The 25,521-nt window shown below is 72.2% G+C and carries 24 protein-coding genes and 1 pseudogene; 10 read left to right on the forward strand and 15 right to left on the reverse strand.

Annotated elements, in window-relative coordinates; genetic code table 11:
• The first annotated feature begins 16 nt into the window (after positions 1-16).
• On the forward strand, positions 17-1,348 hold the full coding sequence (gene lysA, locus ACIQZN_RS32625; RefSeq protein ID WP_404001782.1) for a diaminopimelate decarboxylase: 1,332 nt from the start codon (positions 17-19) through the stop codon (positions 1,346-1,348).
• Here the strand turns inward: lysA and ACIQZN_RS32630 are convergent.
• Entirely contained in the window at positions 1,345-1,872 is a 528-nt protein-coding gene (locus tag ACIQZN_RS32630; RefSeq protein ID WP_404001785.1) for a DUF4383 domain-containing protein, read from the reverse strand. The two genes, lysA and ACIQZN_RS32630, sit on opposite strands and share 4 nt — an antisense overlap.
• Before the next feature lie 168 nt (positions 1,873-2,040).
• Between ACIQZN_RS32630 and ACIQZN_RS32635 the strand changes: the two genes are divergently transcribed.
• On the forward strand, positions 2,041-3,543 hold the full coding sequence (locus tag ACIQZN_RS32635) for a cryptochrome/photolyase family protein (RefSeq protein ID WP_404001788.1): 1,503 nt from the start codon (positions 2,041-2,043) through the stop codon (positions 3,541-3,543).
• Positions 3,544-3,547: 4 nt separating this feature from the next.
• Here ACIQZN_RS32635 and ACIQZN_RS32640 read toward each other — a convergent pair whose 3' ends face one another.
• Positions 3,548-4,546, reverse strand: coding sequence for a MerR family transcriptional regulator (locus ACIQZN_RS32640; RefSeq protein ID WP_404001791.1), 999 nt, complete (start codon positions 4,544-4,546; stop codon positions 3,548-3,550).
• A gap of 86 nt (positions 4,547-4,632) precedes the next feature.
• Between ACIQZN_RS32640 and ACIQZN_RS32645 the strand changes: the two genes are divergently transcribed.
• Entirely contained in the window at positions 4,633-5,241 is a 609-nt protein-coding gene (locus ACIQZN_RS32645) for a sigma-70 family RNA polymerase sigma factor (protein ID WP_404001794.1), read from the forward strand.
• Positions 5,242-5,345: 104 nt separating this feature from the next.
• On the forward strand, positions 5,346-6,170 hold the full coding sequence (locus ACIQZN_RS32650) for a DUF4397 domain-containing protein (RefSeq protein ID WP_404001797.1): 825 nt from the start codon (positions 5,346-5,348) through the stop codon (positions 6,168-6,170).
• 85 nt (positions 6,171-6,255) lie between these two features.
• On the opposite strand, the gene ACIQZN_RS32655 is transcribed toward ACIQZN_RS32650, so the two are convergent.
• A complete protein-coding gene (locus tag ACIQZN_RS32655) occupies positions 6,256-8,403 on the reverse strand; it encodes a glycoside hydrolase family 3 N-terminal domain-containing protein (protein WP_404001800.1) in 2,148 nt (715 codons plus the stop codon).
• 176 nt (positions 8,404-8,579) lie between these two features.
• On the opposite strand from ACIQZN_RS32655, the gene ACIQZN_RS32660 reads away from it, so the two are divergent.
• On the forward strand, positions 8,580-9,386 hold the full coding sequence (locus ACIQZN_RS32660) for an endonuclease/exonuclease/phosphatase family protein (RefSeq protein ID WP_404001802.1): 807 nt from the start codon (positions 8,580-8,582) through the stop codon (positions 9,384-9,386).
• Positions 9,387-9,435: 49 nt separating this feature from the next.
• Entirely contained in the window at positions 9,436-11,028 is a 1,593-nt protein-coding gene (locus tag ACIQZN_RS32665) for an alpha-amylase family glycosyl hydrolase (protein WP_404001804.1), read from the forward strand.
• Positions 11,029-11,076: 48 nt separating this feature from the next.
• On the opposite strand, the gene ACIQZN_RS32670 is transcribed toward ACIQZN_RS32665, so the two are convergent.
• From ACIQZN_RS32670 to ACIQZN_RS32695, 6 genes are all read right to left on the reverse strand, one after another.
• Entirely contained in the window at positions 11,077-12,489 is a 1,413-nt protein-coding gene (locus ACIQZN_RS32670) for a sulfatase (protein ID WP_404001806.1), read from the reverse strand.
• The gene (locus ACIQZN_RS32675) at positions 12,486-13,205 is read right to left on the reverse strand and encodes a hypothetical protein (RefSeq protein ID WP_404001808.1); all 720 of its coding nucleotides are present in this window, start codon (positions 13,203-13,205) and stop codon (positions 12,486-12,488) included. Before ACIQZN_RS32675 ends, ACIQZN_RS32670 begins: the two co-directional genes overlap by 4 nt.
• Entirely contained in the window at positions 13,202-14,086 is an 885-nt protein-coding gene (locus ACIQZN_RS32680) for a carbohydrate ABC transporter permease (protein ID WP_404001810.1), read from the reverse strand. Before ACIQZN_RS32680 ends, ACIQZN_RS32675 begins: the two co-directional genes overlap by 4 nt.
• A complete protein-coding gene (locus ACIQZN_RS32685) occupies positions 14,086-15,072 on the reverse strand; it encodes a carbohydrate ABC transporter permease (RefSeq protein ID WP_404001812.1) in 987 nt (328 codons plus the stop codon). The genes ACIQZN_RS32680 and ACIQZN_RS32685 overlap by 1 nt, the downstream gene beginning before the upstream one ends.
• Positions 15,069-16,325, reverse strand: a complete 1,257-nt coding sequence (locus tag ACIQZN_RS32690) for an extracellular solute-binding protein (protein ID WP_404001814.1) — start codon at positions 16,323-16,325, stop codon at positions 15,069-15,071. Before ACIQZN_RS32690 ends, ACIQZN_RS32685 begins: the two co-directional genes overlap by 4 nt.
• A gap of 268 nt (positions 16,326-16,593) precedes the next feature.
• On the reverse strand, positions 16,594-17,655 hold the full coding sequence (locus ACIQZN_RS32695; protein WP_404001817.1) for a LacI family DNA-binding transcriptional regulator: 1,062 nt from the start codon (positions 17,653-17,655) through the stop codon (positions 16,594-16,596).
• 204 nt (positions 17,656-17,859) lie between these two features.
• Between ACIQZN_RS32695 and ACIQZN_RS32700 the strand changes: the two genes are divergently transcribed.
• Positions 17,860-19,275, forward strand: a complete 1,416-nt coding sequence (locus ACIQZN_RS32700; protein ID WP_404001819.1) for a lamin tail domain-containing protein — start codon at positions 17,860-17,862, stop codon at positions 19,273-19,275.
• Between the two features lie 19 nt (positions 19,276-19,294).
• On the opposite strand, the gene ACIQZN_RS32705 is transcribed toward ACIQZN_RS32700, so the two are convergent.
• The 3 genes from ACIQZN_RS32705 to ACIQZN_RS32715 all read right to left on the reverse strand — a co-directional run bounded on the left by ACIQZN_RS32705 (position 19,295) and on the right by ACIQZN_RS32715 (position 21,378).
• A complete protein-coding gene (locus ACIQZN_RS32705; RefSeq protein ID WP_404001822.1) occupies positions 19,295-19,993 on the reverse strand; it encodes a histone-like nucleoid-structuring protein Lsr2 in 699 nt (232 codons plus the stop codon).
• An 83-nt stretch (positions 19,994-20,076) separates the two neighbouring features.
• Complete coding sequence (locus ACIQZN_RS32710; protein ID WP_404001825.1) at positions 20,077-20,592, reverse strand: putative immunity protein; 516 nt, start codon at positions 20,590-20,592, stop codon at positions 20,077-20,079.
• Between the two features lie 27 nt (positions 20,593-20,619).
• Positions 20,620-21,378 carry a MerR family transcriptional regulator gene (locus ACIQZN_RS32715; RefSeq protein ID WP_404001828.1) on the reverse strand — a complete coding sequence of 253 codons (759 nt, stop codon included), beginning with the start codon at positions 21,376-21,378 and terminating at the stop codon, positions 20,620-20,622.
• A 154-nt stretch (positions 21,379-21,532) separates the two neighbouring features.
• Here ACIQZN_RS32715 and ACIQZN_RS32720 point away from each other — a divergent pair, with 154 nt between their 5' ends.
• Positions 21,533-22,306, forward strand: coding sequence for a class I SAM-dependent methyltransferase (locus ACIQZN_RS32720; protein ID WP_404001831.1), 774 nt, complete (start codon positions 21,533-21,535; stop codon positions 22,304-22,306).
• A gap of 203 nt (positions 22,307-22,509) precedes the next feature.
• Here the strand turns inward: ACIQZN_RS32720 and ACIQZN_RS32725 are convergent, their stop codons facing one another.
• Together ACIQZN_RS32725 and ACIQZN_RS32730 are read right to left on the reverse strand one after the other, a co-directional pair.
• Entirely contained in the window at positions 22,510-23,043 is a 534-nt protein-coding gene (locus tag ACIQZN_RS32725) for a DinB family protein (protein ID WP_404001834.1), read from the reverse strand.
• 33 nt (positions 23,044-23,076) lie between these two features.
• Entirely contained in the window at positions 23,077-23,478 is a 402-nt protein-coding gene (locus ACIQZN_RS32730) for an ATP-binding protein (protein WP_404001837.1), read from the reverse strand.
• Between the two features lie 42 nt (positions 23,479-23,520).
• On the opposite strand from ACIQZN_RS32730, the gene ACIQZN_RS32735 reads away from it, so the two are divergent.
• On the forward strand, positions 23,521-23,679 hold the full coding sequence (locus ACIQZN_RS32735) for a DUF397 domain-containing protein (protein WP_404001840.1): 159 nt from the start codon (positions 23,521-23,523) through the stop codon (positions 23,677-23,679).
• A gap of 79 nt (positions 23,680-23,758) precedes the next feature.
• Here the strand turns inward: ACIQZN_RS32735 and ACIQZN_RS32740 are convergent, their stop codons facing one another.
• Complete coding sequence (locus ACIQZN_RS32740) at positions 23,759-24,223, reverse strand: hypothetical protein (RefSeq protein WP_404001843.1); 465 nt, start codon at positions 24,221-24,223, stop codon at positions 23,759-23,761.
• A 211-nt stretch (positions 24,224-24,434) separates the two neighbouring features.
• On the opposite strand from ACIQZN_RS32740, the pseudogene ACIQZN_RS32745 reads away from it, so the two are divergent.
• A pseudogene (locus ACIQZN_RS32745) lies at positions 24,435-25,370 on the forward strand (helix-turn-helix domain-containing protein); the annotation flags it as partial.
• Positions 25,371-25,521: the final 151 nt, after the last annotated feature.

The raw sequence follows: 25,521 nt of genomic DNA on the forward strand, positions 1-25,521 counted from the left end.
TCGAGGAGACGCCCCCATGTCCGCTCCCTCCCCCACCCGCCCGGCGGGCCTGGACGACCTCTCGGTCTGGCCCGCCTCCACCACCCGCCTTCCGCAGGGGCGACTGGCCGTGGGCGGGGTTCCGCTCGCCGACATCGCCGACCGGTTCGACACCCCGGCGTACGTCCTGGACGAGGACGAGGTGCGGACGCGCTGCCGGACCTACCGTGCGGCGTTCCCCGACGCCGATGTGCTGTACGCGGCCAAGGCGTTCCTCTCCCGGGGCATGGTGCGCTGGATCGAAGAAGAGGGGCTCGGGCTCGACGTCTGCTCGGCCGGTGAACTGGAACTCGCCCACGCCGCCGGGTTCCCGCCGGCGCGCGTGGTTCTGCACGGCAACGCGAAGTCCCCGCGCGACCTGGAGACCGCGCTGCGGCTCGGGGTCGGGCGGATCGTCGTCGACAGCTCCTCGGAGGTAGCGCGGATCGCCGCCCTGGTCGGGCCCGAGGGGCGGCAGAAGGTCATGGTCCGGGTGGTCCCGGGCGTCTCCGCCGGTGGTCACGAGAAGATCCGGACCGGTACGGACGACCAGAAGTTCGGCCTGTCTTTGACCGACGGGTCCGCCCAGCACGCCGTCGCCCGCCTGCTCGGTCAGTCGCAGCTCGAACTGACGGGCCTGCACTGCCACATCGGCTCCCAGATATCGGATGTGAAGCCGTACCTGGTGGCCGTCCGCCGGATGGTGGGACTGATGGCCCGGATCAGGGACAGCCACGGTGTCACGCTCGCCGAGCTCGACATGGGCGGCGGCCACGGCGTCGCGTACCGGCCCGGCGACCCCGCGCTGGACCTGCCCTCCCTGGCTCGCCGGCTGCGCGCCGAACTCACCGCGAGCTGCGCGGCGGCGGGGCTGCCCGTGCCCCGGCTCGTCATCGAACCGGGGCGGGCGATCGCGGGTCCGGCCGGTGTGGCGCTGTACCGCGTGCTGGCCGTCAAGCACACCGGGGAGACGGTGTTCGTGGCCGTCGACGGCGGCATGAGCGACAACCCCCGGCCCGCTCTGTACGGGGCTCGCTACGCACCACGCCTGATCGGCCGCCGCCCGGCCGCCGAGCCCGTGGTGGCCACGGTCGTGGGCCGGCACTGCGAAGCCGGCGACGTCCTCGCGGCCGCTGTCCCGCTGCCCGGCGACGTACGCCCCGGCGATCTGCTCGCCGTACCCGTGGCAGGCGCCTATCAGCTGTCCATGGCTTCGGGCTACAACCTCGTCGGCCGGCCGCCGGTCGTCGCGGTGCGCGGGGGAACGGCACGCCTGCTGGTGCGGCGCGAGACGCTACAGGACCTGCGAGGCCGTGACGTGGGCGATTAGGGCCTGTGCTGTTCCAGGGCGACGCGCGACGCGCCGGTGGCCGTCGCGCGTTCGCGGGCCGCCTGCTCGGGGTGGCGGCGCCGCCAGTAGGGGTTGTCGTGGGAGAGCTTGCTGGACACCCGGCCGTACATACCGAACGTGGCGATGACCAGCCCCATGACGAAGCTGAAGATCACGTTGGTCATACCGAAGTCGAGGATGTTGGCGGAGCGGTCCAGCACGAAGATGTGCGCGAAGCCGCTGAGGACGAAGAGCCCGCCGACCGTCATGTTGAGGACGGAGGCGAAGTTGCCGCCGATCACCGCGCCGGCGAGCAGCGCGAGGCCGACGACCGTGGAGATGACGCTGAGGGCCACGTTGGTGGTCATGCCCGCGATCGTGTCGCCGGCCGTGTCGAGGGGGCTCAGCGCGTCGGCGAAGCCGAGCCCCGCGAACGCCAGCAGGATGAGGCCGCAGAAGCCCGCGCCGTAGCGGTAGACGGTGGCCAGATGGTGGTCGAGAGGCAGTTCGTCCTTGAGGTTCATGACAGTGATTCGGCCCGTCCGCCCGCTTTGGATGCATACGGGATGAATCGGGGCGCGACGAGCGCGGTGGCGCCAGGGGCGCCATGATCGGTCGGTAGAGGGGCGGGCACGCCCGCTCGGGCCCACCCGCCTTGGCCCGCCCGCCGTCGCGACTGAGGGGACACCGCTGTGCACTGGCTCTTCGGCGACCAGCTCGGCCGACACTTCCTCACCCCGGACGCGAGCGGGGACGGGCCCGCGCGTGACGCGCCGCTGCTCATGATCGAGGCCCGTTCCGTGTTCCGGCGGCGCCGGTTCCACCGGGCCAAGGCCCATCTCGTCCTGTCCGCGATGCGCCACCGCGCGGCCGAGCTCGGCGACCGGGTCACCTATGTGCGTGCCGACACCTACCGCGACGGCCTGGACCGGGCCGCGCACGGGCGTGCCGTCGGTGTCCACCACCCCACCTCGCACGCCGCGCTCCGCCTGGTGCGGGACCTGCCGGGGGTGACGGTGGGCCCGGCGCGGGGGTTTCTGGTGCCGATGGCCGAGTTCACCGAATGGGCGGACGGCCACGGCGGGAAGAAGCTGCGGCAGGAGGACTTCTACCGCTGGGTCCGCCGCGGCCACGACCTCCTGATGGACGGCGACCGGCCGGCGGGTGACCGCTGGAACCTGGACCACGACAACCGGGAGGCCCCGCCCCGCGACACCCCCGCCCTCCGGGTCGGCCGTCCGTACCGGCCGCGCGAGGACGACATCGACGCGGAGGTCCGCCGCGACCTCGACCGCTGGGAACGCGACGGGGACGTCTCCTTCGTCGGCCGGGACGGGCCCCGCCTGTTCCCCGCGACCCGGGCGGAGGCGCTGCGGGCCCTGCGGCGCTTCGTCGAGCACCGGCTCGCCGCGTTCGGCCCGTACGAGGACGCGATGCTGGCCGCCGACCCGGTCATGAGCCACAGCCTGCTCTCCTCCTCGCTCAACCTCGGTCTGCTCGATCCCGCCGAGTGCGTCGAGGAGGCGGAGAAGGCGTGGCGCGCGGGGCGGGCCCCCCTCAACAGCGTGGAGGGCTTCGTACGGCAGATCGCCGGCTGGCGCGAGTACGTCTGGCAGCTCTACTGGTACTTCGGCGAGGGCTACCGGCGCTCCAACGAGCTGCGGCACACCGCGCCCCTGCCCGACTGGTGGAACGACCTGGACGCGGACGCGGTCCGGGCCAACTGCCTGCGTACGGTCCTGGCCCAGGTACGCGACACGGGGTGGACGCACCACATCCCCCGGCTGATGGTCCTCGGCAGCCACGCGCTCCAGCGCGGCTGGGACCCCGCCGCCGTCACGGACTGGTTCCACCGCTGCTTCGTGGACGGCTACGACTGGGTGATGCTCCCCAACGTCATCGGCATGTCCCAGTACGCCGACGGCGGGCGCATGACGACCAAGCCGTACACCTCGGGCGGCGCCTACATCAACCGGATGAGCGACTTGTGCGGCCCCTGCGCCTACCGGCCGGGCGACCGCACCGGGGAGCACGCGTGCCCGTACACGGCGGGCTACTGGGCCTTCCTCGACCGGCACCGGGAACGGCTGGCGGGCAACCAGCGCGTCGCCCGGCCGGTCCGGCAGCTGGACCGGCTCGCCGACCTCGCGGACGTCCGCGCACAGGAGCGCGCCCGGGGCGACTCACCGCCGTAGCGCGTCACGGGGCGTCCGGTGCCAGCGCGGCGACCGCCTCGGCCAGCCCCGGCGGCCGCGCGAGACCGGTCACCGCCTGCCCCGCCCAGCCCGGGCCCAGGGTCAGGACGGCCGGACTGCGGCGGGCTCCGCGCACCCCCCACTCCATGGCGGCCACGTGCTGGGCCAGCGGCCGGCTGGCGGTGGCGCGGGACTGCGCCCACAGGGCGACGGCGGCCGGTCCGGTCCTGCGCACCGCCGCGAGCAGCGGATCGACGGGCAGGGCGCCGCCGAACATGCGTACCGGGACGCCCCGCTCCGTCAGCGCGGCGGACAGCACCTCCAGCGGCAGCGTGTGGGTCTCCCCCGGTGTGCAGGCGAGCACCACGGTGGACCCGGGCCGGTCCGGGACGGTCCGGGGCGCGGCCTGCCGCAGCGCCCCGGAGACGTGCCAGGACAGGAAGTGCTCCACCTCGATGTACTTCTCGCCCGAGGTCTCCCATTTGCGGCCCACGGCCTGGAGCGTCGGCACGATCACCTCGGTCCAGGCGGCCACCAGCCCGTGTTCGGCGATCGCGGCCGTCAGCAGGTCGTCCAGGGCCGCCGCGTCCAGCCGCAAAGCGGCTCGGGCCACTCCCCGGCACTCCTGCCGTACGTCGCCGAGCCGCAGGCCGCTCCCCGCCCGGCTGCGGCGCCCGGCCGGAGCGGGTCCGGGGCCGGTCGCGCGTACGGGGCCCGCCCCCGGTGGCCCGGCGCCGCGCGCGAGGCGGGCCGCCTCGGCCGGCGGCAGCCCGGTCGCGGTCAGGGCGCACATCCGCTCCAGCTTCGCCACGTCGGCCGGTGTCCAGCGCCGGTGCCGGCCGTCCGTGTGCGCCTCCGGACCGAGTCCGTACCGGCGGTCCCAGGTGCGGACCGTGGTGGGGGCGACCCCGAGGCGCCGGGCCACATCGCCGGTCGTCAGCCCTGCGGCCGGGGGGCCGCCGGAGCTCTCCCGGTCTTCACCATTTCGTCCGCGTGCGCTCACATATCCCACCGTACGACGCACTAACGACGCATGTTGCCTGCGTCGTTTGTGCGTCCAAGACTGGAGTCCAGGCAGGAGGAACGGCCATGGACACCTATGCGCGACCGACCACCACCGTCGTCCCGCCCGTGCGGGAGACGCGGTACGAGGAGGATCTGGCCGACGGTCTCCGGCGCGCCGACGAGGAGACGTTCGCGGCCATCTACCGGCGCTGGGGCTCCCTGGTGCACACCATGGCGACCCGGTCCCTCGGTGACACGCACGAGGCGGAGGACGTCACCCAGCAGGTGTTCATCGGCGTCTGGCGCGGTCGGCACGGCTTCCGGCCCGAGCGCGGCACCCTCAGTGCCTGGCTGGTGGGCATCACCCGCCGCAAGATCGTGGACGCGCTGGCCGCCCGGGGCCGGCGGCTTGCCCTGGTCGAGTCGGCCGCCCGGGACGCCGCCCCCGCCCGGCCCGCCCGGCAGGCACCGGAGGAGGTGCTCGACCGGGTCCTGCTCGTCGAGGCCCTGTCCCGGCTGCCGCACGCCCAGCGCGAGGTGCTGTGCATGGCGTTCTACGAGGACCTGACGCAGGCCCAGATCGCGGAGCGCACCGGAGTCCCCCTGGGCACGGTCAAGAGCCACACACGCCGGGGCCTGCACCGGTTGCGCACGGTGGTCGACCTGGGCGGCGCGCACCACCCGGGCGGCTGAGCGGACCGGGAAGGCGCGGCCCGGGTGCATCCGCCGCGCCGCCGCCCCGCGAAGCAGGAGTGAGAGACCCCGCACATCCGGACTCCCCCGAAGGGATGATCCACATGACGTACCGGACCACCATCGCCGCCGCCGCTTCGGCCGGGGCCTGCGCCCTGGTCCTCGGAGCCGCCGCCCCGGCCGCCATGGCCGCTCCCGAACGGGCGCAGGACAAGGGAATGGTGTCCGTGTTCCACGGCATCCCCGGAATGACGGTCGACGTGTACGCCGACGGCGACCCGTTGCTCAGCGACTTCAAGCCCGGCACGGTGACCGAACCGCAGGCGCTCGACGCCGGGACGTACGACATCAAGGTCTTCGAGGCCGGCCAAGGACCGGACGGCAAACCCGCCCTGGAGAAGCAGGTGAAGGTGACCGAAGGCGGCAACGCCACGGTGGCCGCCCACCTCTCCGCCGACGGCGACCCCCAGCTCACGGCGGACGCCAACGACGTCTCCGCCGTGAAGTCCGGCGAAGCGCGTCTGACGGTCCGCCATGTCGCGGCCGCTCCCGCCGTGGACGTACGCGCCGGAGGCCAGCCCGTCTTCAAGGACCTGACGAACCCCAAGGAGGACACCACCTCCGTCAAGGCCGGCACGGTGAACGCCGATGTCGTCCTGGCCGGGACGGACACCGTGGCCATCGGACCGGCCGACCTGAACCTCAAGGAGGGCACGAGCAACGTCGTCTACGCCTGGGGCAGCGCCCAGGACAAGAACCTCGCCCTTGCCACCCAGACCCTCGACACCACGAAGATGGAGAGCGGCGCGTCGCACGCCGGCATCGCGCCGAACTCCTCCGCCGGGTGGCTGAACTGGGCCGCGGCGGCCGGAGCCGTCACGCTGACGGGCGTCGTGGGGGCCCGCCTGGCCGCCGGACGGCGCGGCTGACACCGCGCCGCCACCCGAGTGGCCGTCCGCAGAGCCACCGTCGGCCGGGGTTGAGGTGCCCGGCCGACGGTTCCCCGTGCGCGCGTCAGACCAGGCGCAGCCCGGTGCGAGCGGTCGCCGCCGAGCTCGTGCCCGTGTAGACGTCGATACGGCCGCGTTCCAGGACGTACGTGCCCGAGGGGTCGTTGGTCCAGAAGCCGAGGTCCTCCGCGCCCAGCGTGAAACGCAGTCGGCGTTCCTCGCCCGGGGCGAGGGTGACGCGTTCGAAGGCGCGCAGCCTGCGGACCGGCTGGACGACGGACGCCGCGACGTCGTGGATGTACAGCTGGACGACCTCGTCGCCGGTGCGGTCGCCGGTGTTGGCGACGGAGACGGTGACCTCGACGGTCTCGCCGCGTTCCAGGGCGTCCACCGCGATCTCGGTGCGGCTGAGCTCCGGTTCGCCGGTCGTGAAGGTGGTGTAGCTCAGCCCGTGGCCGAAGACGAACTGCGGGCCGTCCGGCAGGTCCAGGTACTTGGAGACGTACTTCTCGGCCTCGTCGTACGGGCGGCCCGTCGACTCGCGGTTGTAGTAGACCGGGATCTGGCCGACCGTCCGGGGGAAGGACACCGGCAGCTTGCCGCCCGGGTTGACCGCGCCGAACAGGATGTCCGCGACCGCGTTCCCCGCCTCGATGCCCGCGTGCCACGCCTCCAGGACGGCCGGTGCGCGGTCCGCCCAGCCGCCGATGGTGAGCGGGCGGCCGTTGACGAGGACGACCACGAAGGGCTTGCCGGTCGCCGCGACGGCCTCGATCAGCTGCTGTTGGCCGGCGGGGAGGTCGATCTCGCTGCGCGACGCGGCCTCGCCGCTGATCGCGGAGTCCTCGCCGACCACGACGAGGGTGACGTCGGCCGCCCAGGCGGCTGCCGCGGCCATCGACGGGTCGCCGCCACCGGAGTGCCGGACATCGGCGCCCGGCGCGGCCGCGCGGATCGCGTCGAGCACGCTGACCGTGTCGAACACCAGCCGGCCGGGGCCCGCCCAGGTGCCGTGCTGGTCCGTGGAGTCGGCGTGCGGGCCGACCACGGCGATCGTGCCGCCCGGCTTCAGCGGCAGGACACCGCCCTCGTTCTTCAGGAGCACCATCGACCGGGCGGCGGCCTCCCGCGCGGCGGCCCGCGCCTCGGCGGTGGGGCCGGCGATCTCGGCCGCCGCGTCGGTGTACGGGTCGTCGAAGAGGCCGAGGGCGTACTTCAGGCGCAGGATGCGGGTGACGGCGTCGTCCAGGCGTTCCATGCTGATGCGGCCCGCGTCGAGCAGCTCGGTGCCGTGGTCCGCGATGTGCGTGGACACCATCTCCATGTCCAGGCCGTGCATGAGCGCGAGCTCCGCCGCGTGCGCCGCGTCCTCGGCGTAACCGTGCGCGACCAGCTCCATGACGCCCGTGTAGTCGCTGACCACGAAGCCGTCGAAGTCCCACTCGCCCTTGAGGATGCTGTTCATGGTGTGGCTGTTGGCGTGCGCGGGGACGCCGCCCACGGTGTTGAACGCGGCCATCACCGTCGCCGCGCCCGCGTCCAGCGCGGCCTTGAACGGCGGCAGGTAGTGGTTGCGCAGCCGCTGCTCGGAGAGGTCCACGGTGTTGTAGTCCCGGCCGCCCTCGGCGCCGCCGTAGGCCACGAAGTGCTTGGCGCAGGCCGCGACGTGTTCCCCGGACCGGAGCCCCGAGCCGTCGGCGGGCCCCTGGTAGCCGCGTACCTTCGCCACGGCCAGGACGGCGTTCAGGTAGGGGTCCTCGCCGCTCGATTCGGCGATCCGGCCCCAGCGCGGCTCGTTCGTCACGTCCATCATCGGCGAGAACGTCCAGCGCACGCCCTGCGAGCGGGTCTCGGCGGCGGACACCCGGGCGTCGGTCTCGGCCACGGCCGGGTCGAAGGCGGACGCCTGCGCGAGCGGGATCGGGAAGGTCGTCCAGAAGCCGTGGATGACGTCGAAGCCGAAGAGCAGCGGGATGCCGAGCCGGGACTCCTCCACGGCCAGGCGCTGGAGGTCGTTGGTCCACTTCGCACCGTGCAGGTTCAGCACGGAGCCGAGCCGACCGGCCCGGGCCAGCGCCTCGATCTCCTTCGTCTGGCCGCCGCCCGGCCCCGTGTCCCCGGTCCAGGTCAGCTGCTGGACCTGGCCGAGCTTCTCCTCGGTCGTCATCCGGCCGAGGAGTTCCTTGACCTTGTCGTCGTGCGATCGGAGCATGTCGGGTCCTTCGTAACCGGATAGCGGGGGCGAGCGGACTCCCGGGCGGGAGCCTTGCCGGACGGAACAACGGCGGGCTAACGTCGCTCGCAGCAGAATGTAAGCGCATTCAGGCGCAGGGGCAAGGAATCCTGGTCCCTCGTGACGGAATCGATGAGTCAGCACGGGAGACATCCATGGCCAACAGCGCGTCGGCCCTGCGCGTCATGAGCTTCAACCTCCATGTGGACTGGGACGGTTCGCCCCGTCCCTGGTCCGGGCGCCGGGACGCGGTGGCAGGCGTGCTGCGGGCGGAACGGCCCCAGCTGCTCGGCACCCAGGAGGGCCGCCCGCACCAGATCGCCGATGTGCTCGCCGCCCTCGGTCCCGGTTACGCGAGGACCGGCCGGGACCGCGACGGTGACGGGACCGGCGAGCACACGGCCGTCTTCCACGACCGCGCACGCCTCGACGCCCTGGACCACGGCGACTTCTGGCTCTCGGACACGCCCGAGGTGCCCGCCTCCGAGACCTGGGGCGGCGCCTGCCCGCGCATGGCCACCTGGGTCCGCTTCCGGGACCTGGCCACCGGGGGCGACTTCCTCGCCGTGAACACCCACCTGGACCATGTGAGCGCTTACGCGCGCGCCCGGGCGGCCGGGCTGCTCGTGGAGCGGTCCGCCGCGCTCGCGCCCGGTCTGCCGGTCGTCGTCACCGGCGACTTCAACACCCCGGCCGGGGAACCCGAGGTGCACGGGACGCTGCTCGGGGAAGGCGGCCTCGATGACACCTGGGACCGCGCCGAGGAGCGCGGGCCCGCGTACGGCACCTTCCACGACTACCGCGCGCCGGTCGCGGACGGCCCCCGCATCGACTGGATCCTCGCCTCGCGCGGTACGCGGGTGCGGGAGGCGTCGGCGGTGCTGCCGGACGCGGTGGCGCCGAGCGACCATCTTCCCGTGCGCGCCCTGATCGAGCTGCCGCCGGCGCCCGTGGCGCGCTGAACCCGCACTCCCGTAAACCACCCCGCACACCCTCACCGGAGGAACCCGCATGTCATCCCCCCGCCCGGCGACCGAATGGCTCGCCGACGCCGTGCTCTATCAGATCTATCCGCAGTCCTTCGCCGACTCCAACGGCGACGGGATCGGCGACTTCGCGGGGATCGAGGCGCGGCTCGACCATCTCCAGTGGCTCGGGGTGAACACCGTGTGGTTCAACCCGTGCTTCGTGTCGCCGTTCGACGACGCCGGTTACGACGTGGCCGACTACCTCAACGTCGCCCCGCGCTACGGCACCAACGAGGACCTGGCCCGGCTCACCGAGGCCGCCGGCCGACGCGGCATCCGGGTGCTGCTCGACCTGGTCGCCGGGCACACCTCCGACCAGCACCCCTGGTTCCGGGCGTCCGCGAACGACCCGGCCGACCAGCGGTTCATCTGGGCGGACACCGAGGTTGCGCCGCCCGGTTTCGTCGCCTCGCCCGGCAGCCGGTCCGGGTTCTACCAGCCGAACTTCTTCGAATCGCAGCCGGCGCTCAACTTCGGCCACGCGCGCATGGACCCGGCGGAGCCCTGGCGGCTGCCCGTCGACGCCGAGGGGCCCCGCGCCAACCGGCAGGCGCTGCGCGAGATCATGGACCACTGGCTGTCCCTCGGCCTGTCCGGCTTCCGGGTCGACATGGCCGCCTCGCTGGTCAAGGACGACCCGGGGCAGGCCGAGACCGCGAAGCTCTGGACCGAGCTGCGCGGCTGGCTGGACCGGGCGCACCCGAGGGCGGCGCTGCTCTCCGAGTGGGGCGACCCGCAGGTCTCGGTCCCGGCCGGGTTCCACGCGGACTTCTTCCTGCAGTTCGGTCCGCGCGGTGACGGGCTGCCGCTGCGGTCGCTCTGGAACAACTGGGAGGGCACGGTCAGCGAGCCGTGGGAGCCGCTGGAGCCGTATTTCGGTGCCGGGGGCGAGGGCGGGTTCGCCACCTTCCTCGACGCCTGGCGCGAGGCGACGGAGGTCATCGGTGGCGCGGGGTTCATCTCGCTGCCCACGTCCAACCACGACTTCTCGCGCCTCGCCACGGGCCCGCGTACGGCCGAACAGCTGCCCGCCGCCTTCGCGTTCCAGCTGACCTGGCCGACGCTCCCCGCGATCTACTACGGGGACGAGATCGGCATGCGGTACGTGCCCGGCACGCCCACCCGCGAGGGCAGCCGACTGGGTCCGCGGTACGACCGCGCCGGGTCCCGTACGCCCATGCAGTGGGACGACTCGCCGAACGCCGGCTTCTCCACCGCACCCGCCGACGCCCTGTACCTGCCGCTCGACCCGGACCCGGCCCGTCCGACGGTCGCCGCCCAGCGCGCCGACGAGGGCTCCCTCCTCCACCTGGTCAGGCGCCTGATCGCGCTCCGCAAGGCCACCCCGGAGCTGAGCGGCGGGGGCTCCACGGAGGTGCTGCACGACGGGTATCCGCTGGTGTACGTCCGGGGCGGGCGCTACCTGGTCGTGGTCAACCCGCGCTCCGAGGCCGCCGAGACCGCCGCGCCGGCCGGCCGGGCGACCGCCGTGGAGGCACGCGGGGTCACCGTCGCGGACGGCCGTATCCGGGCCGAGGGCTTCGGCTTCGGCGTCTTCGCGCTCGACGCGGGCTGACCGGTTCCGCCCCCGCCCGGTCCGCCGGGCGGGGGCGAAGGCCGTACGTCAGCCGGGGGTGTCACCGTACTGCCGTTGCAGCGCTGCCAGTTCGGCGGTCAGCTCCGCGACGAGGTCCTGGTAGGCCGGGTCCTCGTACCGGTTGTGCAGCTCGTCCGGGTCGGCCACCAGGTCGAACAGCTCCCACTCGGGAGCGCGGGTCTCGTCCTTGGCGCCCGGCTGGCCGGAGCCGTGGCCCGGGTAGTGGATCAGCTTGTGGGTGTGCGTACGGACGCCGTAGCTGGCCTGGACGTTGTGGCAGACGTCCAGGTGCTCGAAGTAGCGGTAGTACACCGACTGCCGCCAGTCGTCCGGCCGTTCGCCCCTGAGCAGCGGGACGAGACTGCGGCCCTGCATCCGTGGATGCGCTTCCACTCCGGCGAGGTCCAGGATCGTCTGGGCGTAGTCGACGTTGATCACGAGCTCGTCGCGGCTGCTGCCCGGCGGGGTGACACCCGGCCACCGCACCACCAGCGGGATGCGCAGCGACGGTTCGTACATGAACCGCTTGTCGAACCAGCCGTGTTCGCCCAGGTAGAAGCCGTGGTCGGAGGTGTACGCGACCGCCGTGCTCCGGTCGAGTCCGCTGACGTCCAGGTAGTGGAGGACCCGGCCGACGTTCTCGTCGAGGGCCGCGATGACCCGTAGGTACTCCTTGATGTAGCGGTGGTAGCGCCACTCGCGTTCCTCGCGCTCGTCCAGGCCTTCGGGGACGGGTGCCTTGAGGTCCTGCGGGAGCAGGTCGCGCATCCGCATCTCCGCCTCGGCGGCCGCGCCCGCCCGGTGGCTGTAGTCGTCGTGGAGCGTGCGGGGTGCCGGGATGTCCACGTCCTCGTACAAGTGCCGGTGGCGTTCGGCGGGTTCGAAGGCGCGGTGCGGGGCCTTGTGCTGGATGAACAGCGCGAAGGGCTTGTCGCGGTCGCGGCGGTCGAGCCAGTTGAGCGCGAGGTCGGTGATGAGGTCGGTGACGTAACCGGTGTGCTGCCGTTCCCCGTCGCGGGTGACGAACGTCGGGTCGTGGTAGACGCCGTGTTCCGGCAGCACCTCCCAGTGGTCGAAGCCGACCGGGTCGGAGCAGCCGCCGTGGCCCAGGTGCCATTTGCCGATGATCGCGGTCTGGTAGCCGGCCTCCTGGAGCATGCGCGGGAAGGAGGGCTGGGTGGCGTCGAACTTCTGGCCCTCCTGTTCGAGCGTCGTCATGCCGTTGACGTGGCTGTAGGTGCCGGTCAGCAGGGACGCGCGGGCGGGCGAGCAGATCGAGTTGGTGCAGAAGGCGTTGTCGAAGCGCATGCCCTCGGCGGCCAGCCGGTCGACGGCGGGCGTCCTGTTGATGACGCTGCCGTAGGCGCCGATCGCGGGCACGGCGTGGTCGTCGGTCATGAAGAACACGAGGCTGGGGCGCTCGGTGCCGGTGGTGCTCATGGCCCGGGGTCCTCCTTGGCTGGTGCGGGGTGCGGGCGGGGCCGGTCGGGGGCCAGCCGCAGCGTGCGGCTGGCCGGCATGGGCAGGTCGAGCGTGGTGCGTACGAGACCGTCCGGGCCGGTGTGCGCGAGGGCTTCGGGGCCGGTGTCACCGGCGGGGCGCAGCCGGTAGCGGGCGCCCGGTTCGAGGCCGGCGACCTCCACGGTGACGCGGCGGCCCAGCGCCGGTACCGGTATCACGCAGGGCCGGTCGGCGGCGGCGTTGACCACGCGCACCTCGACCGTGCCGTCGCGCGCGGTGACGGTGGCGGTCACCAGGGCGCGGGCTCCGTCGCCCGTGAGGTGCGCGGGGCGGTGCGGGGCGCCCGCGTCGATCCGGACCCGGACGCCGGCGGGTGCGCTGCCCGGGGCGAGCGCGCAGCCGCGCACGGGGCCGGGGAGCGGTGGCTCGGGGCCCTCGGCCGTCCTGGGCGCGATCCGGTACCAGTAGCCGCGGCCGGGCTCGGCGTGCGTGTCCGCGTAGGGCGGGAGGACGGGGCCGGTGTGGAGGGGCGCGTACGGTCCCTCGTAATGATCGGAACGGTGTACGACGTAACCGGCCGTCCCCGGCGCCGGCACCCAGTCGAGCAGCACATGGCCGATGCCGTCCGTGGAGAGCAGGGCCGTGGCGGGCGGGGGCAGTACGCCCGCCGGGGCGAGGCCGGGGCGCCCGTTCACTTCAGGCCGGAGGTCGCGATGCCCTGGGTGAAGTGCCGCTGGAGGGCGATGAAGACGGCGACGACCGGGAGCACCACGAGCAGGGCGCCGGCCATCAGCACACCGTTGGACCCGGCGGCCTTGGTGGGGTCGGTGGCGAAGGTGGCGAGGGCGACGGGCAGGGTGTACTTGTCGGGGTCGTTGGTCGCGACGAGCGGCCACAGGAAGTTGTTCCACGAGCCGAGGAACACGAAGATCGTCAGCGTGGCGAGGGCCGGCTTGACCAGCGGGATCACGATCCGCCAGAAGATGTACCACTCGCCGGCGCCGTCGATGCGGGCCGCTTCGAGGAGCTCGTCGGGAATCGCCGCCATGAACTGCCGCATGAGGAAGACCCCGAACGCGCCGGCCGCGAAGGGCAGGATGAGCCCCGCGTAGCTGTCGAGCAGCCCCATCTTGCTCATCATCACGAACTGCGGCAGCAGCATCAGGTTGCCCGGCACCATCAGAGCACCCAGCACGATCGCGAGCACGCCCCGCTTGCCGAAGAAGTTGAGCTTGGCGAGCGCGTAACCCAGCATCGAGCAGAACACCAGGTTGCAGAGGGTCACGGCGACGGCGACCACCGCGGAGTTCAGGAAGTTCCGCGCGATGTCCATCAGGTCGAGCAGTTCGCGGAAGTTCGCGAGGGTCCACTCGGTGGGGATCCACACCGGCGGGCTGGCGCCCAGGTCCTGCGGGGTCTTGAAGGCGGACACCGCCATCCACAGGAAGGGCGCGGCCATCACGATCAGGCCCAGGGTGAGCAGGGTGTACGTGAGGGCCGAGGTGCCCGGACGGCGCGCGGTGGCGGTGCGCCGCCTGCCCGGGGCGCTCTTGGTGGGGAGATCGGTGGCGCTCATCAGGTCTTGTCCTTCAGCAGGCGGAACTGGAGCAGCGTGACGGCCAGGACGATCGTGAAGAGGACGTAGGCCATGGCGCTCGCGGAGCCCATGTGGAAGAAGCTGAACCCTTCCTTGTACATGTGCAGTGACACGGTGAGGGTGCTGTCGTCGGGTCCGCCGTCGGTCATCACGAACGGCTCCTCGAAGACGTTGAGGAAGCCGATGGTGGTCATCACCGCGACATACAGCATGGTGGGCCGCAGCAGGGGGACCGTGATCCGGCGGAACTCCTGGAAGGCGCCGGCGCCATCCAGCTTGGCGGCCTCGCGGACCTCGACCGGGATGGCCTGGAGGCCGGCGAGGAAGAGGACCATCGCGGTGCCCATGTTGCGCCAGACGGCCATGACGATCAGGGACGGCATGGCAAGCGCCTTGGAGGCGAGGAAGTCCGGCGTGGAGAAGCCGAGCTGCGCGCCGAGCCCGGCGATCAGGCCCTCCGAGGGGTCGAGCACGAACCGCCAGATGACGGCCACCGCGACGATGGCGGTGACCACGGGGACGTAGAAGCCGACCCGGAAGAAGGTCCGGAGGCGGTCGATGCCGGAGTTGAGGAGCACGGCGGCGATCAGTCCGCTGCCGATGGTCAGGGGGACACCCAGCACCACGAAGTAGCAGGTGTTGAAGAGCGCCCTCATGAACGTCGGGTCGTCGAACAGCGCGGTGTAGTTGTCGAGACCGACGAAGTTCGCGTCGAGCGGGTGGGTGACGTTGCGCAGGCCGAAGTCGGTGAAGCTCATGAGGAGCGTCGCGACGATCGGGAACGCCATGAAGGTCAGGAAGAGGGCCAGGAACGGCGTCGAGTACAGCCAGCCGGCGAGGTTCTGCCGGGAGAGCCGGTCGGGGCGGAGCGTCCGGCCCGCCGGGTCCTGCTGTCCGGAAGGGCCGCCGGCCTGGGCCGGGGCGCGGTCCAGGCCTGCCCCGGCCCGGGTGGCGGCGGTCTTCACTTGGAGATCAGCCCCTCCGTGACGGTCTGGAGCTTCTTCGCCTCGGTGGCCGGGTCGCCGCCCTGCGCGACCTTCCCCAGGGTGGCCTCGATGGCGGCGGCGATCTCGTTCCACTTCTCCAGGGCCGGGACCTCCCGGCCGGTGTCCAGGGCCTTGCGGAAGACCTTCAGGCTGTCGGCCTCGGCGCTGTCCTTGATCTCCGGGAGGTCGTAGGCGGCCTTGTTCGCGGGCAGCGACTTGGTCACGCCGTACCAGGCGGCCTGGGTCTCGGGGGTGGTCAGGAACTGGGTGAACTTCTCGGCGGCGGCCTTGTGCTCGCTGTCCTTGAAGGTCACGAGCGAGGCGCCGCCGACCCAGGAGACGGAGCCCTTCGGACCGGCCGGCAGCGGGGCCGTCTTCCACTTGCCCTTGAGCTGCGGCTGCTGCTCGTTGAGGTTCTGGACCATCCAGGGGCCGGACATGAACATCGGCTCGTCGCCCTTGGCGAAGGTCTTGCCGACGTCAGAGCCCGGCACGAAGTTCTTCTTGGCCAGGCCGTCCTTGAAGTAGCTGCCCCACGTCTCGAACGCCTTCACGGCCTCCGGGGAGCCGAGCGCGGACTTTCCGTCCTCGCCGACGATGCTGCCGCCCTCGGAGTACAGGAACTGCACCCAGCTCTGCCAGGCCCCGGTGTTGCTGGGCTGGAGCGCGGTGCCCCACTGCGAGCCCGCCTTCTGGTACGCCTCGGCGAGCTTGTGGTGGTCGTCCCAGGTGACGGGCGCCTTGTCGTCGCCGGCCTTCTTCGCGAGGTCGGTGCGGTAGTAGAGGCCGCGTACGTCGGCGTACCACGGGACGCCGTAGGCGGTGCCGTCCACGACGTTGCTGTTCCAGGTGGCGGGGAAGAAGTCGGACTTCTTGAAGGTCTTGGTGTTCACCGGCTCCAGCACGTCGAGCGCGATGTACTGCCCCATCATCGTGGAGCCCATCTGCGCCATGTCGGGGAGCTTCCCGGCGGCCGCGGCGGCGGTCATCTTCTGTCCGACGACGTCCCAGCCGATGGGGGTCACCTTGACGGTGATGTTCGGGTTGTCCTTCTCGAAGTCCTTGGCGACCGTGGCGAGCCGCTTGGCCTCCTCGCCCATGCCCCAGACGGTCAGGGTCTGCTTGGCGTCGGCGGACTGCTGCGCGCCACCGCCGCCACCGCAGGCGGTGAGGGACAGCGCGGCGGCCACTGCGACGGAGATACCTATGACGGTCTTGGCGGGGCGTGCCATGAAGCTCCTCCTTGAGCTGTGTATGCGCTATCTGAAAGCGCATACAGGACTCTGCAATACGGGTCAGGATCGCTCAAGAGGGATGGGATAACGCTTGGATAACGGAGGGGGTGGCGGGGTTGACCCGGGCATGCGTGAGGGGGTTCACGCCGTGTGTACGAGAATGGGCGTGCGGGGTCCGCGTACGCCCCTGACCTGGGCCTAAGGGGCAGGGCCCCGAGGCCCGCGACCGCGCCCCGACCTGGGCGTACGGCCCCGTTCCCCGCCTCTACGCCGACGCGTCCGCCGGGCAGCCGCAGCTGCGGCGCAGCACCGCCGAGACGGGCAGGAGCCGCTCCTGCGGGGGTCTGTCGCGCTCGGCGAGCCGGGCCACCAGCAGCTCGACGGCCTCCACGCCCAGCAGGCCCATGGGCTGCCGGACCGTCGTGAGCGTCGGCCGTACGAGCCGGCTGAGCGGGATGCCGTCGAAGCCGGTCACGGCGATGTCCCCGGGCACGTCGATGCCGCGCGCCTCCAGGGCGTGCAGCGCGCCCACGGCCATCTGGTCGTTGGCGAACACCAGGCCCTGGGGCCGGGGCCCCTCCGCCGCCGCCCCGAACAGTGTCTCCACCGCCTGGCGTCCGGCGGCCTGGGTGAGGTCGCCCCGCAGGTCGGGGGCCTTGGGCAGCGGGAGACCGGCTTCGAGGTGGGCCGCCTGGTAGCCGAGGAACCGGGCCTCGCCGTCCGGGGAGTCCTCGGGCCCGCCGACGAACGCGAGCCGCCGCAGCCGGTGCGGGCCGAGCAGGTGCCTCGTGATCTGCAACTGCCCGTCGAAGTTGGCCACCTTCACGTGGTCGATGCCGTCGTACGGCTCCCCCGCGAGCAGCACGACCGGGACCCGCCGGGCCACCATCTCCAGGATCTCGTCGGGCACCGCCTGGGCGAGGACGGCGAGCCCGTCCACCCGGCCCGCGACCTCGGTGAGCCGGGCGCCCGCGTCGTCGGCGTGCGAGGAGGCGATGAGCAGCGCGTAGCCGTGGCGCCTCGCGGCGCGCTCCATGCCCCTTATGACCTCGTCGGAGTAGAGGGTGACCTCGCCGGGGTCGGCGGCGGGCGCGCTGTCGGCCTCCGCGTCGTGGAAGTCCGGGTAGCACAGGCCGAGTACGCCGGTGGAGCGGCTGGCGAGGCCGCGGGCGCTGCCGCTGGGCACGTACCCGAGTTCGCGTGCGCTGGCCAGCACGCGTTCGCGGGTCTCCCCGCGCACCGATTCGGGGCTGCGGTACACCCGCGACACCGTGGCGATGGAGACCCCCGCCCGCTCGGCAACGTCGTACACCGTCGGAGTACTCATCGCGCCGCGTCACCTCTCTTCCGCTGTGGTGGAGAGATGTTCCCACATGCGGGGCGGGTGTATGGAAGCGCATTCACGCCCCGGCCGCCGGAGGGCCGGGCACGCAGAATTCGCCCGGCGTTCCCGGGCCGTCCTTCCGGGGGACGGCATTCCGTTCGGCCGGGGCCGAGAGCGTCGGGCCGCCCGCCTCCTCACGACCTCAGGATGGATTCCGTGACTGCACCGCTCCCCCGGCCCCGCGCCCTCGCCCGTTTCCTCGTCGCCGCGCCGCTGCTGGCCGCCGGTGCGCTGACCGGTGTGCCGGCGGCGCACGCGGCCCCGGCCGACGACGTGCGTATCAACGAGGTGGTGACCACCGGCGACGTGAACGACTCGGTCGAGCTGTACAACAAGGGCGGCTCGTCGGTCGACGTGTCGGGCTGGATCCTGAAGGACGACGACAACGACCACACGTACAAGATCCCCTCGGGGACGACGCTGGCGCCGGGCGGCTTCCGGGCGTTCGACGTCAGCGGCGCGTTCGGGCTGGGCTCGGCGGACCAGGCCCGGCTGTACCTGGCGGACGGCAAGACGCAGGTGGACGGCTTCTCGTGGAGCAGTCACTCGAACCCGTCCTGGTCGCGCTGCGCCGACGGCACCGGCGCCTTCAAGCAGGCGGCGTCGGTGACGCTGGGCGCCGCGAACGCCTGCGGTACGGGTGGGGGCTCGACGACCCCCGTGGCGTGGCCCGGGGGCGGCTCGGTCGCCACGGCGGACGGCTCGAACGTCTTCGGCGAGGACCTGAGCGGCCTCTACCAGGACGGCAGCGTGCTGTGGGCGGCGCAGAACAGCGGCAAGCTGTGGCGCCTGGTGCGGGACGGGTCCGGCGGCTGGAAGCCGGACACCGCGAACGGCTGGTCCTCGGGCAAGACCCTGCGCTTCCCGGGCGGCTCCGGCAGCCCGGACAGTGAGGGGGTCACGGTGGCGGCCGGCGGGCTCTTCGTCGCGAGCGAGCGCAACGGGGACGCCTCGGGCACGAGCCGCCTGTCGGTGCTGCGGTACGACGTCAGCGGTTCGGGTTCGTCGCTGACGGCCACCAAGGAGTGGAACCTCACCTCGGACCTTCCGTCGACGGGCTCCAACCTGGGTCTGGAAGCGGTGACTTGGGTGCCGGACGCGTCGCTGACCGCCGCCGGATTCAAGGACGCGTCGACGGGCGCGGCGTACGACCCGGCCCACTACGCCGCCCACGGCAACGGCGTCTTCTTCGTCGGCGTCGAGGGCACGGGCATGGTGTACGGCTATGTCCTGGCCGACTCCGGCTCGTACACCCGGATCGCCTCCTTCAGCAGCGGTCTGTCCGGCGTGATGGAGCTCCAGTGGGAGCCCCAGGCGTCCCGCCTCTGGGCGGTCTGCGACGACACCTGCGACGGCCGCCACCAGACCTTCACGGTCAGCGCGGCGGGCGCGTTCGCCCCGGCCGCGACGTACAACCGCCCGTCCGGCATGGCGAATTACAACAACGAGGGCTTCGCCCTGGCGGGCGCCGACGAGTGCGTGGCCGGGTCGAAGCCGGTGTACTGGTCGGACGACGCGAACGACGGCGGGCACGCGCTGCGGCGGGGCAGCGTCAGTTGCTGACCGGGTGCGGTGCGGCCGCTCACCCCTGTGACGCCTCATAGGCGGCGCGGATCGCGGCGGGGACGCGCCCACGGTCATTGACGAGATGGCCGTGGGCGCGTGCCCAGAGGCGCATCGGCTCGTCTCCCGGACGGGACCCGGACCTGCGGCCGGGGCCTCGCCAGTCTCCCGAGGAGACACCCTCCATCCGGTCCGCCGCCTCTTGGAAGAAGGCGAACAGCGAGGCGTACACGCTCTCTTCGGGGCCGCATGCCTCGTCCCAGCTGCCGATGGTTCCGTTCAGCGTGTCCAGGAACGTTCCGTAGAGGCCGTCGCGCTCCGCTGCGATGGGCACCCACGCGCGGCGCCAGAGCGGATGGCTCGGGTCTGCGGAGGGCTGCGCCTCCGCCAGCCTCATCCGCTGCGCGTACAGCCGCTGAATGCCCGTCAGCCCGAGGAGGAGGTGGCCGCCGGGGATGTACGTCTCACACGCCGGCGCCACCGGACTCGACAGGTCACCTGGCCGCCTGCCGGCATCGATGTCGTTGGCCAGGAGCCACTGCCGCATCTCCGTCGGCAGATCCAGCCCCATGTCCAGCTCGGCTTCTCTGATGGCCGCGGGACTTCCCGGCCCACCGAGCGCGGCGAAGGCTTCAGGGGCGTGGCGCTCAAGCCACGCGGTCACCCGGCCCCACGCCTCGCGCACGTCTCCCGTGTCACGCATCGGGGTCTCGCTCACGTATGACCTCCATTCCGGCGGGACGCGCCTCTATGGGAAACCGTACGCGGGGCCTCTGACAGGTACGGCGTACGGCGGGCCTCTCACCTGCGGAGGGCGGTGTCCAGTGCCGTCATGAGCTGCGCGGCGCGGGTCCTGCCGGTGGGGGCGGGAGGGTAGCGGCGGAGGATGTCGATCAGGGCGGGGGTGGCTCGTTCACGGGCCCTTTCGATCGCCCGGTCCCCCGCCGCAGGCTCCGCGATCTCCGCGACGCGGGCCGCGTTCGCCGCCGCGCGCAGGATGTGGGCGACCTGGTGGGCCTTGGCGATCGGGTGCAGGTAGGCGGCGGACGCGGCGTCGCCGGCCGCCTGCGCGGCGAGGCGGGCGGCCTCCGTGGCCGCGTCCTTCGCGGCGCGGTGGGCGTCCATCGACGCGACGCGCTGGAGCCGGGTCCTGGGCGCGCCGTCGATGAACTCCCGGGCCGCCTCGATGGCGGCCCGGGGCCGTACATCTCCGGGGTGTGCGTCTTCGAACACCGACAGGACGTCCTGCGCCGCCTCGGTGGCGTAGCGCGCTACGGCCCTCAGCTCGTCCAGGGACAGTTCGAAGTCGCTCGTCACGCCGGTGATCCTCGCACGGGCGTCCGTTCAGCCGAGCCGGTCCGCCGTGTACGCCTCGATGGCGTCGCGCTGGAACGCGGCGAGGCCGGGCGCGATGGCCTCGTAGGCCGCGCGCCAGTCGGGGTTGTCCACGACGGAGCGGCCCATGGCCAGGTGCTCGTCGGCGGTGACCAGGCGCAGGGCGGAGAGCAGCCGGTAGTGGGCGTCGACCTCGGCCTGGACCGGGGCGGAGTCGGCCGCGTGACCGGCGGCCCGGAGTTCGGCGAGGCGGATCATCCTGGCCGTACGGTCGCGCTGGCCGGCCTCGATGTCCTCGGGGCTCCTTCCGCCGACGTGCTCGGCGACCCGCTCGGCGTGGGCGGGGAAGTCGCGCAGGCTGTCCTCGTACTGGTCCGGCTGTACGCCCTCGAAGAGGTTCTCCGGTCGGTTGATGGTCATGGGTGCGTCGTCCTTCCTGGACAGTTCCAGTTCGGCGATCGTGCGCGAGACGGTGGTGGCCAGCGTGTCGAGCCGGTCCCGTTCGGCCAGGAGCCGCCGGTGGTGGCCGCGCAGGGCCTCCACCGCGTCGACCTGCTCGGCCAGGACACGGCCGATGTCCTCCAGCCCGAGACCCAGCTCCCGCAGGACCAGGATCTGCTGGAGCCGCAGGAGCTGGTGCTCCCCGTAGTACCGGAGCCCGCCCGCCCCGGTCCGGGCGGGCGGCAACAACCCGATCGCGTCGTAATGCCGCAGCGTCCGGGCGGTCACCCCGGACACCCGCGCCACCTCAGCGGTCGGCCACTCCATCCCCGTCACCCCGCACTTTCGCCGTACGGGGCCGGCGTTTCCGGCCCTGTCCCATGAACGTAGAAGCTGCCGCTGCGTCAACCGCAAGGCGTTGCGTCCGTCACCCGAAAAAGGGTGGGCGGACCGTAGGTCCCCTCTGCCAGGATGGCCCGCCATGACCGCAGCGCGCGCCACCGCCCTCTTCGACCAGCTGGCCCCGGTGTACGACGAGGTGTTGCCGTTCTTCACCGGGTTCGCGCGGCAGCACATGGAGTGGCTTACTCCGGTGCGTGGTGCCCGGGTCCTCGATCTGGGGGCCGGGCGGGGTGCGCTGACCGGTGCCGCGCTTGCTCGTGGGTGCCGGGTGACGGCGGTGGACTGCGCTCCCGGGATGGTCGAGCGGCTGGCGGTCCAGTATCCGCAGGTGTGCGAGGCGCGGGTGATGGACGTTCACCGGCTGGGCTTCCCCGACGGCTCGTTCGACCTGGTCTGTGCGGGGTTCGTCGTCCATCTGCTCGATGATCCGGCTGCGGCGGTGCAGGAGATCCGGCGCGTCCTCGCTCCCGGCGGGGTGTTCTCCTTCTCCGTCCCTGGTGAGGTCGAGGACGCGCCGGAGTGGGAGTTCTACGGGGGCCTCTTCCGGGAGTTCCAGCACCTGATTCCCGAGGGACAGGGGCGGCTCAGTCGCCCCCTGGACGCGGAGGGGCTGCTCTCGGCCGCGGGGTTCACCGGTATCGGTGAGGCCGGCATCGAGCAGCGCCTGCCCGTCCCCGACGCCGACACGTTCTGGGACTGGGGGCTCTCGCACGGCTCCCGCGCCTACTTCGACGCCCTGCCGGCCCATGCGCGTACCGAGTTCGAAGCCCGGGTGCGGGCGGAGCTGTCCGCCATGGACCCGATCGTGTTCGCCGCCGGTGCACGCCTCTGGAGGGGCACCTCAGCGGCCTGACCTCGGGCGGCGAACCACACCATCGTTCGTGAGGGCGAAGCCCCGCAGCGGGGCCTGGGGTTCGCCCGCCGTGTTCACCGGCTGCGGCGTCTTCGCCGGCCTTGGCGTGGTCATCGCACTCGCGTCAAGCGCGGTACGGCACGCCGAACTGCCCCGGAAGGCGCCGAGCGCGTCGTCGCCCGGGCCGCCGGCTGTTGAGGGCCTCACTCGCCCGTCTCGCCGTCGATGAGCTCGCGCGCGATGTCGAGGTGGCCGACGTGGCGGGCGTACTCCTGGAGGAGATGGAAGAGGATGCGGCTCAGCGCGGGCGCTTGGCCGGGTGTCTTGAAGCGGCCACCGAGACGTGCCTTGTCGCTCAGGACGGCCTCCGATACGAGAGACTGCGCGGCCGCCACCTCCGCCTGGTACGCGGCGATCACCTGCGCGGTTGGGGTGTCGGCCGCAACCGTCCACTCCTCGGCGTCTCCGCCGGGCGGATAGGCGATGACGTCCTCGGCGGCGAATCCCCACCGAAGCCAACGGCGTTCGACCCAGCCGAGGTGCTGTACCAGGCCCAGCGGCGACCAGCCCAAGGGTTCGACAGGCGTACGAAGCAGCTCGTCGGGGAGTCCGGCGAGCTTCCGCATCAGGGCCTCGCGGTACCAGTCCAGATAACCGAGGAGGAGTTCGCGGGCATCGGTGACACCCACGGCCGGTCCGTCGAGGAGCGCGGGCTCCTCCTGCGAAGGCTGTTGCATACAGCGAACATAGCGCCGAGTCGGCCGCCGACGTCAGACACCGTTCGCCGGCCCGGTCCGCGCCCCGGGGATCTCGTACTCCGCCCACACCGTCTTCCCCGGTGCCCGCGTCCTCGGGTACCAGCCCCAGCGTGTGGCCATGCCCTCGACGAGGAGCAGGCCGCGGCCGTCGTCCGCGAGGCCGGCGGCCGGGAGATTGCCGGGGCGGGGCGGGACGCGTTCGCCCCGGGTGTCGGTCACCTCGATCCGGGCCGTCGGACCGGGGCGCTCCACGACGCGCAGCAGCAGGCGGAAGTCCCTGCCCTGTACGTGGCCGTGGCGCACCGCGTTCGCCGTCAGCTCCGCCGTGATCAGGACGACCGCTTCGTGCGTCTCCGTCCCGTACGGCAGACCCCAGGCGGCGGGCCAGCCTCGCGCCCCGGGGCGTGGGACCATCAATGGTCAACCCGGCACATACAGAGCGCTGTTGAGAGAGTCATGGACATGACCGAACCCCTCGCCTGGTTCAAGAGCATCGAGGTCGCAGCCAGCGCCCGAGCCGTGCACGTCCGTGACTCCAAGGACGCGGCCGGGTCCGTCCTCCACCTGTCGCGCGACGCCTGGGCCGGGTTCGTCGGACTCGCCACAGCGGAGTAGTACAGGCCGCGTCTGTACGCAACAGAGCCCTGCCGGTCCGAGGCGGACCGGCAGGGCTCTCGCGTGCGCGGGTAAACGGTCAGGGGCGCCAGCCGTCCGGCTTGCTGCCCTGGCGGACCTGGGTCGTACCGTTGCACAGGCCGTTGTCGGACGGCTGCCAGATGTTGATCACGTCAACGTCGTTCGCCCACGTGCCGCCGTTGGGGTGGGCGTAGGCGCCGAGGTTCACGGCGGTCTTCCGCGGAATGCAGATGTAACGGTCCGGGGACGGGCCGGTGTCGAGCAGCCAGACGGAGTCGTCGTTACGCGTGTTGACCACCGCGTCCGTGACGTTCCGGTAGGCGGTCGGCATCGACTGGTAGCCCGGGTCCTGGTAGCGGCCCCAGATGGTGCCGGTTGTATAGGAACCCTTGTACAGGCAGACGTTCGGGTAGCTGCATCCGTGCATGCTGGCGGCCTGGGCCGGTGACGCCGCCAGGGGCATCGCGGCGGCGGCGACACCCAGGGCGAACAGCGTTGCGGTGAGTCTGGTCTTCAGCGACATCGGGCTCCCATTCCTGCTTCGGAGGTTCGTGACGGTCTCGCTGATGGACCTTAGGGTCGTCGGCGGTGGCTGACTTTGCCCGTTGCGCACGGCTCTTTGCCCGTCGTGCGCCGCTCCGGACCGCACACCCGCACCCCGCGTCACATCCGTTGCACCATGGGAGCGTGTACTCCACACTCGTCTGCGACCGTTCATGTCGAAGGGGGCGCACATGAGTCCGGCACTGGATACCGCGTACATACGGCCGCAGGACCGCGAGGAGATCATCCGGCACGCGGTATGGGAATCGGTGGTGCCGGTCGACATCGATCACCGGGCGCCCGACGGGCAGATACGGGCCCGGATGGACGTGAGGGCGGTCGGGGCGTTACGCGTGTCTTCAGCCCGGTCGTCGGCGGTGACGTTACGGCGGACCGAGCAGCTGGTGCGTAAGGACGAGGAGCCCTCGCTCTTCATCAGTCTTCAGGTGACGGGCACCAGCATGGGGGCGCAGAACGGGCGCCAATGCGTCATCGGTCCCGGGGAGTTCGCGGTGTTCCGGTCGGACGCGACCTACACGATGCTCTTCGATGAAGGCGTCGACCACCACTTCCTGCGGCTGCCCCTCTCCGTGCTCGCGCTGCCCGACCGGCTGATCCGGGACACCACCACGCTCACGTTCGGCACCGACGACCCGCTCGCGCGGCTGGCGTACACGTACTTCTCGCAGCTCGCCCGGAGCGACGAGCTGCACCGCAGCGACCGGGCGGATGCCGTGCTGCCGCCGAGCGTGGAGCTGCTGCGGGCCGTCCTGGTCTCCCGGCACGGGGACATCGTGCCGGCGAAGGAGCCGATGGAGGCGACGCTCGGGCTGCGGATCACGCACTACATCCGGGAGCATCTGGCCGAGCCCGATCTGTCGGCGGCGCGCATCGCGGCCGCGCACGGCATCTCCGTACGGCATCTGTACACCGTGCTGTCCCGGGCCGGGATCGGCCTCGGGGACTGGATTCGGGCCCGGCGGCTCGAAGCGTGCAAGCGGGAGCTGGCCGGGCCCGCCGGGCGGGCGCGGACCGTGGCGGCGATCGCGCGGAGCTGGGGCTTCGTGAACGCGGCGCACTTCAGCAAGGTCTTCAAGGATGCTTACGGTGTCTCTCCACGGGCGTGGGGGGGGGGGGGGGGGGGGGGGGGGGGGGGGGGGGGGGGGGGGCCGGGGGGGGGCGTCGGCGGTGACGCCTGGGCGTGGGTCGTGGGTGGGGAAGCTGGTGATGCGGGGGTGCGGGGTGTGGTCGACGGCGGCGCCGTGTCCGGTGCTGGGT

This window comes from Streptomyces sp. NPDC097595 (genome assembly GCF_044761525.1).
Lineage (GTDB): Bacteria > Actinomycetota > Actinomycetes > Streptomycetales > Streptomycetaceae > Streptomyces > Streptomyces drozdowiczii_A.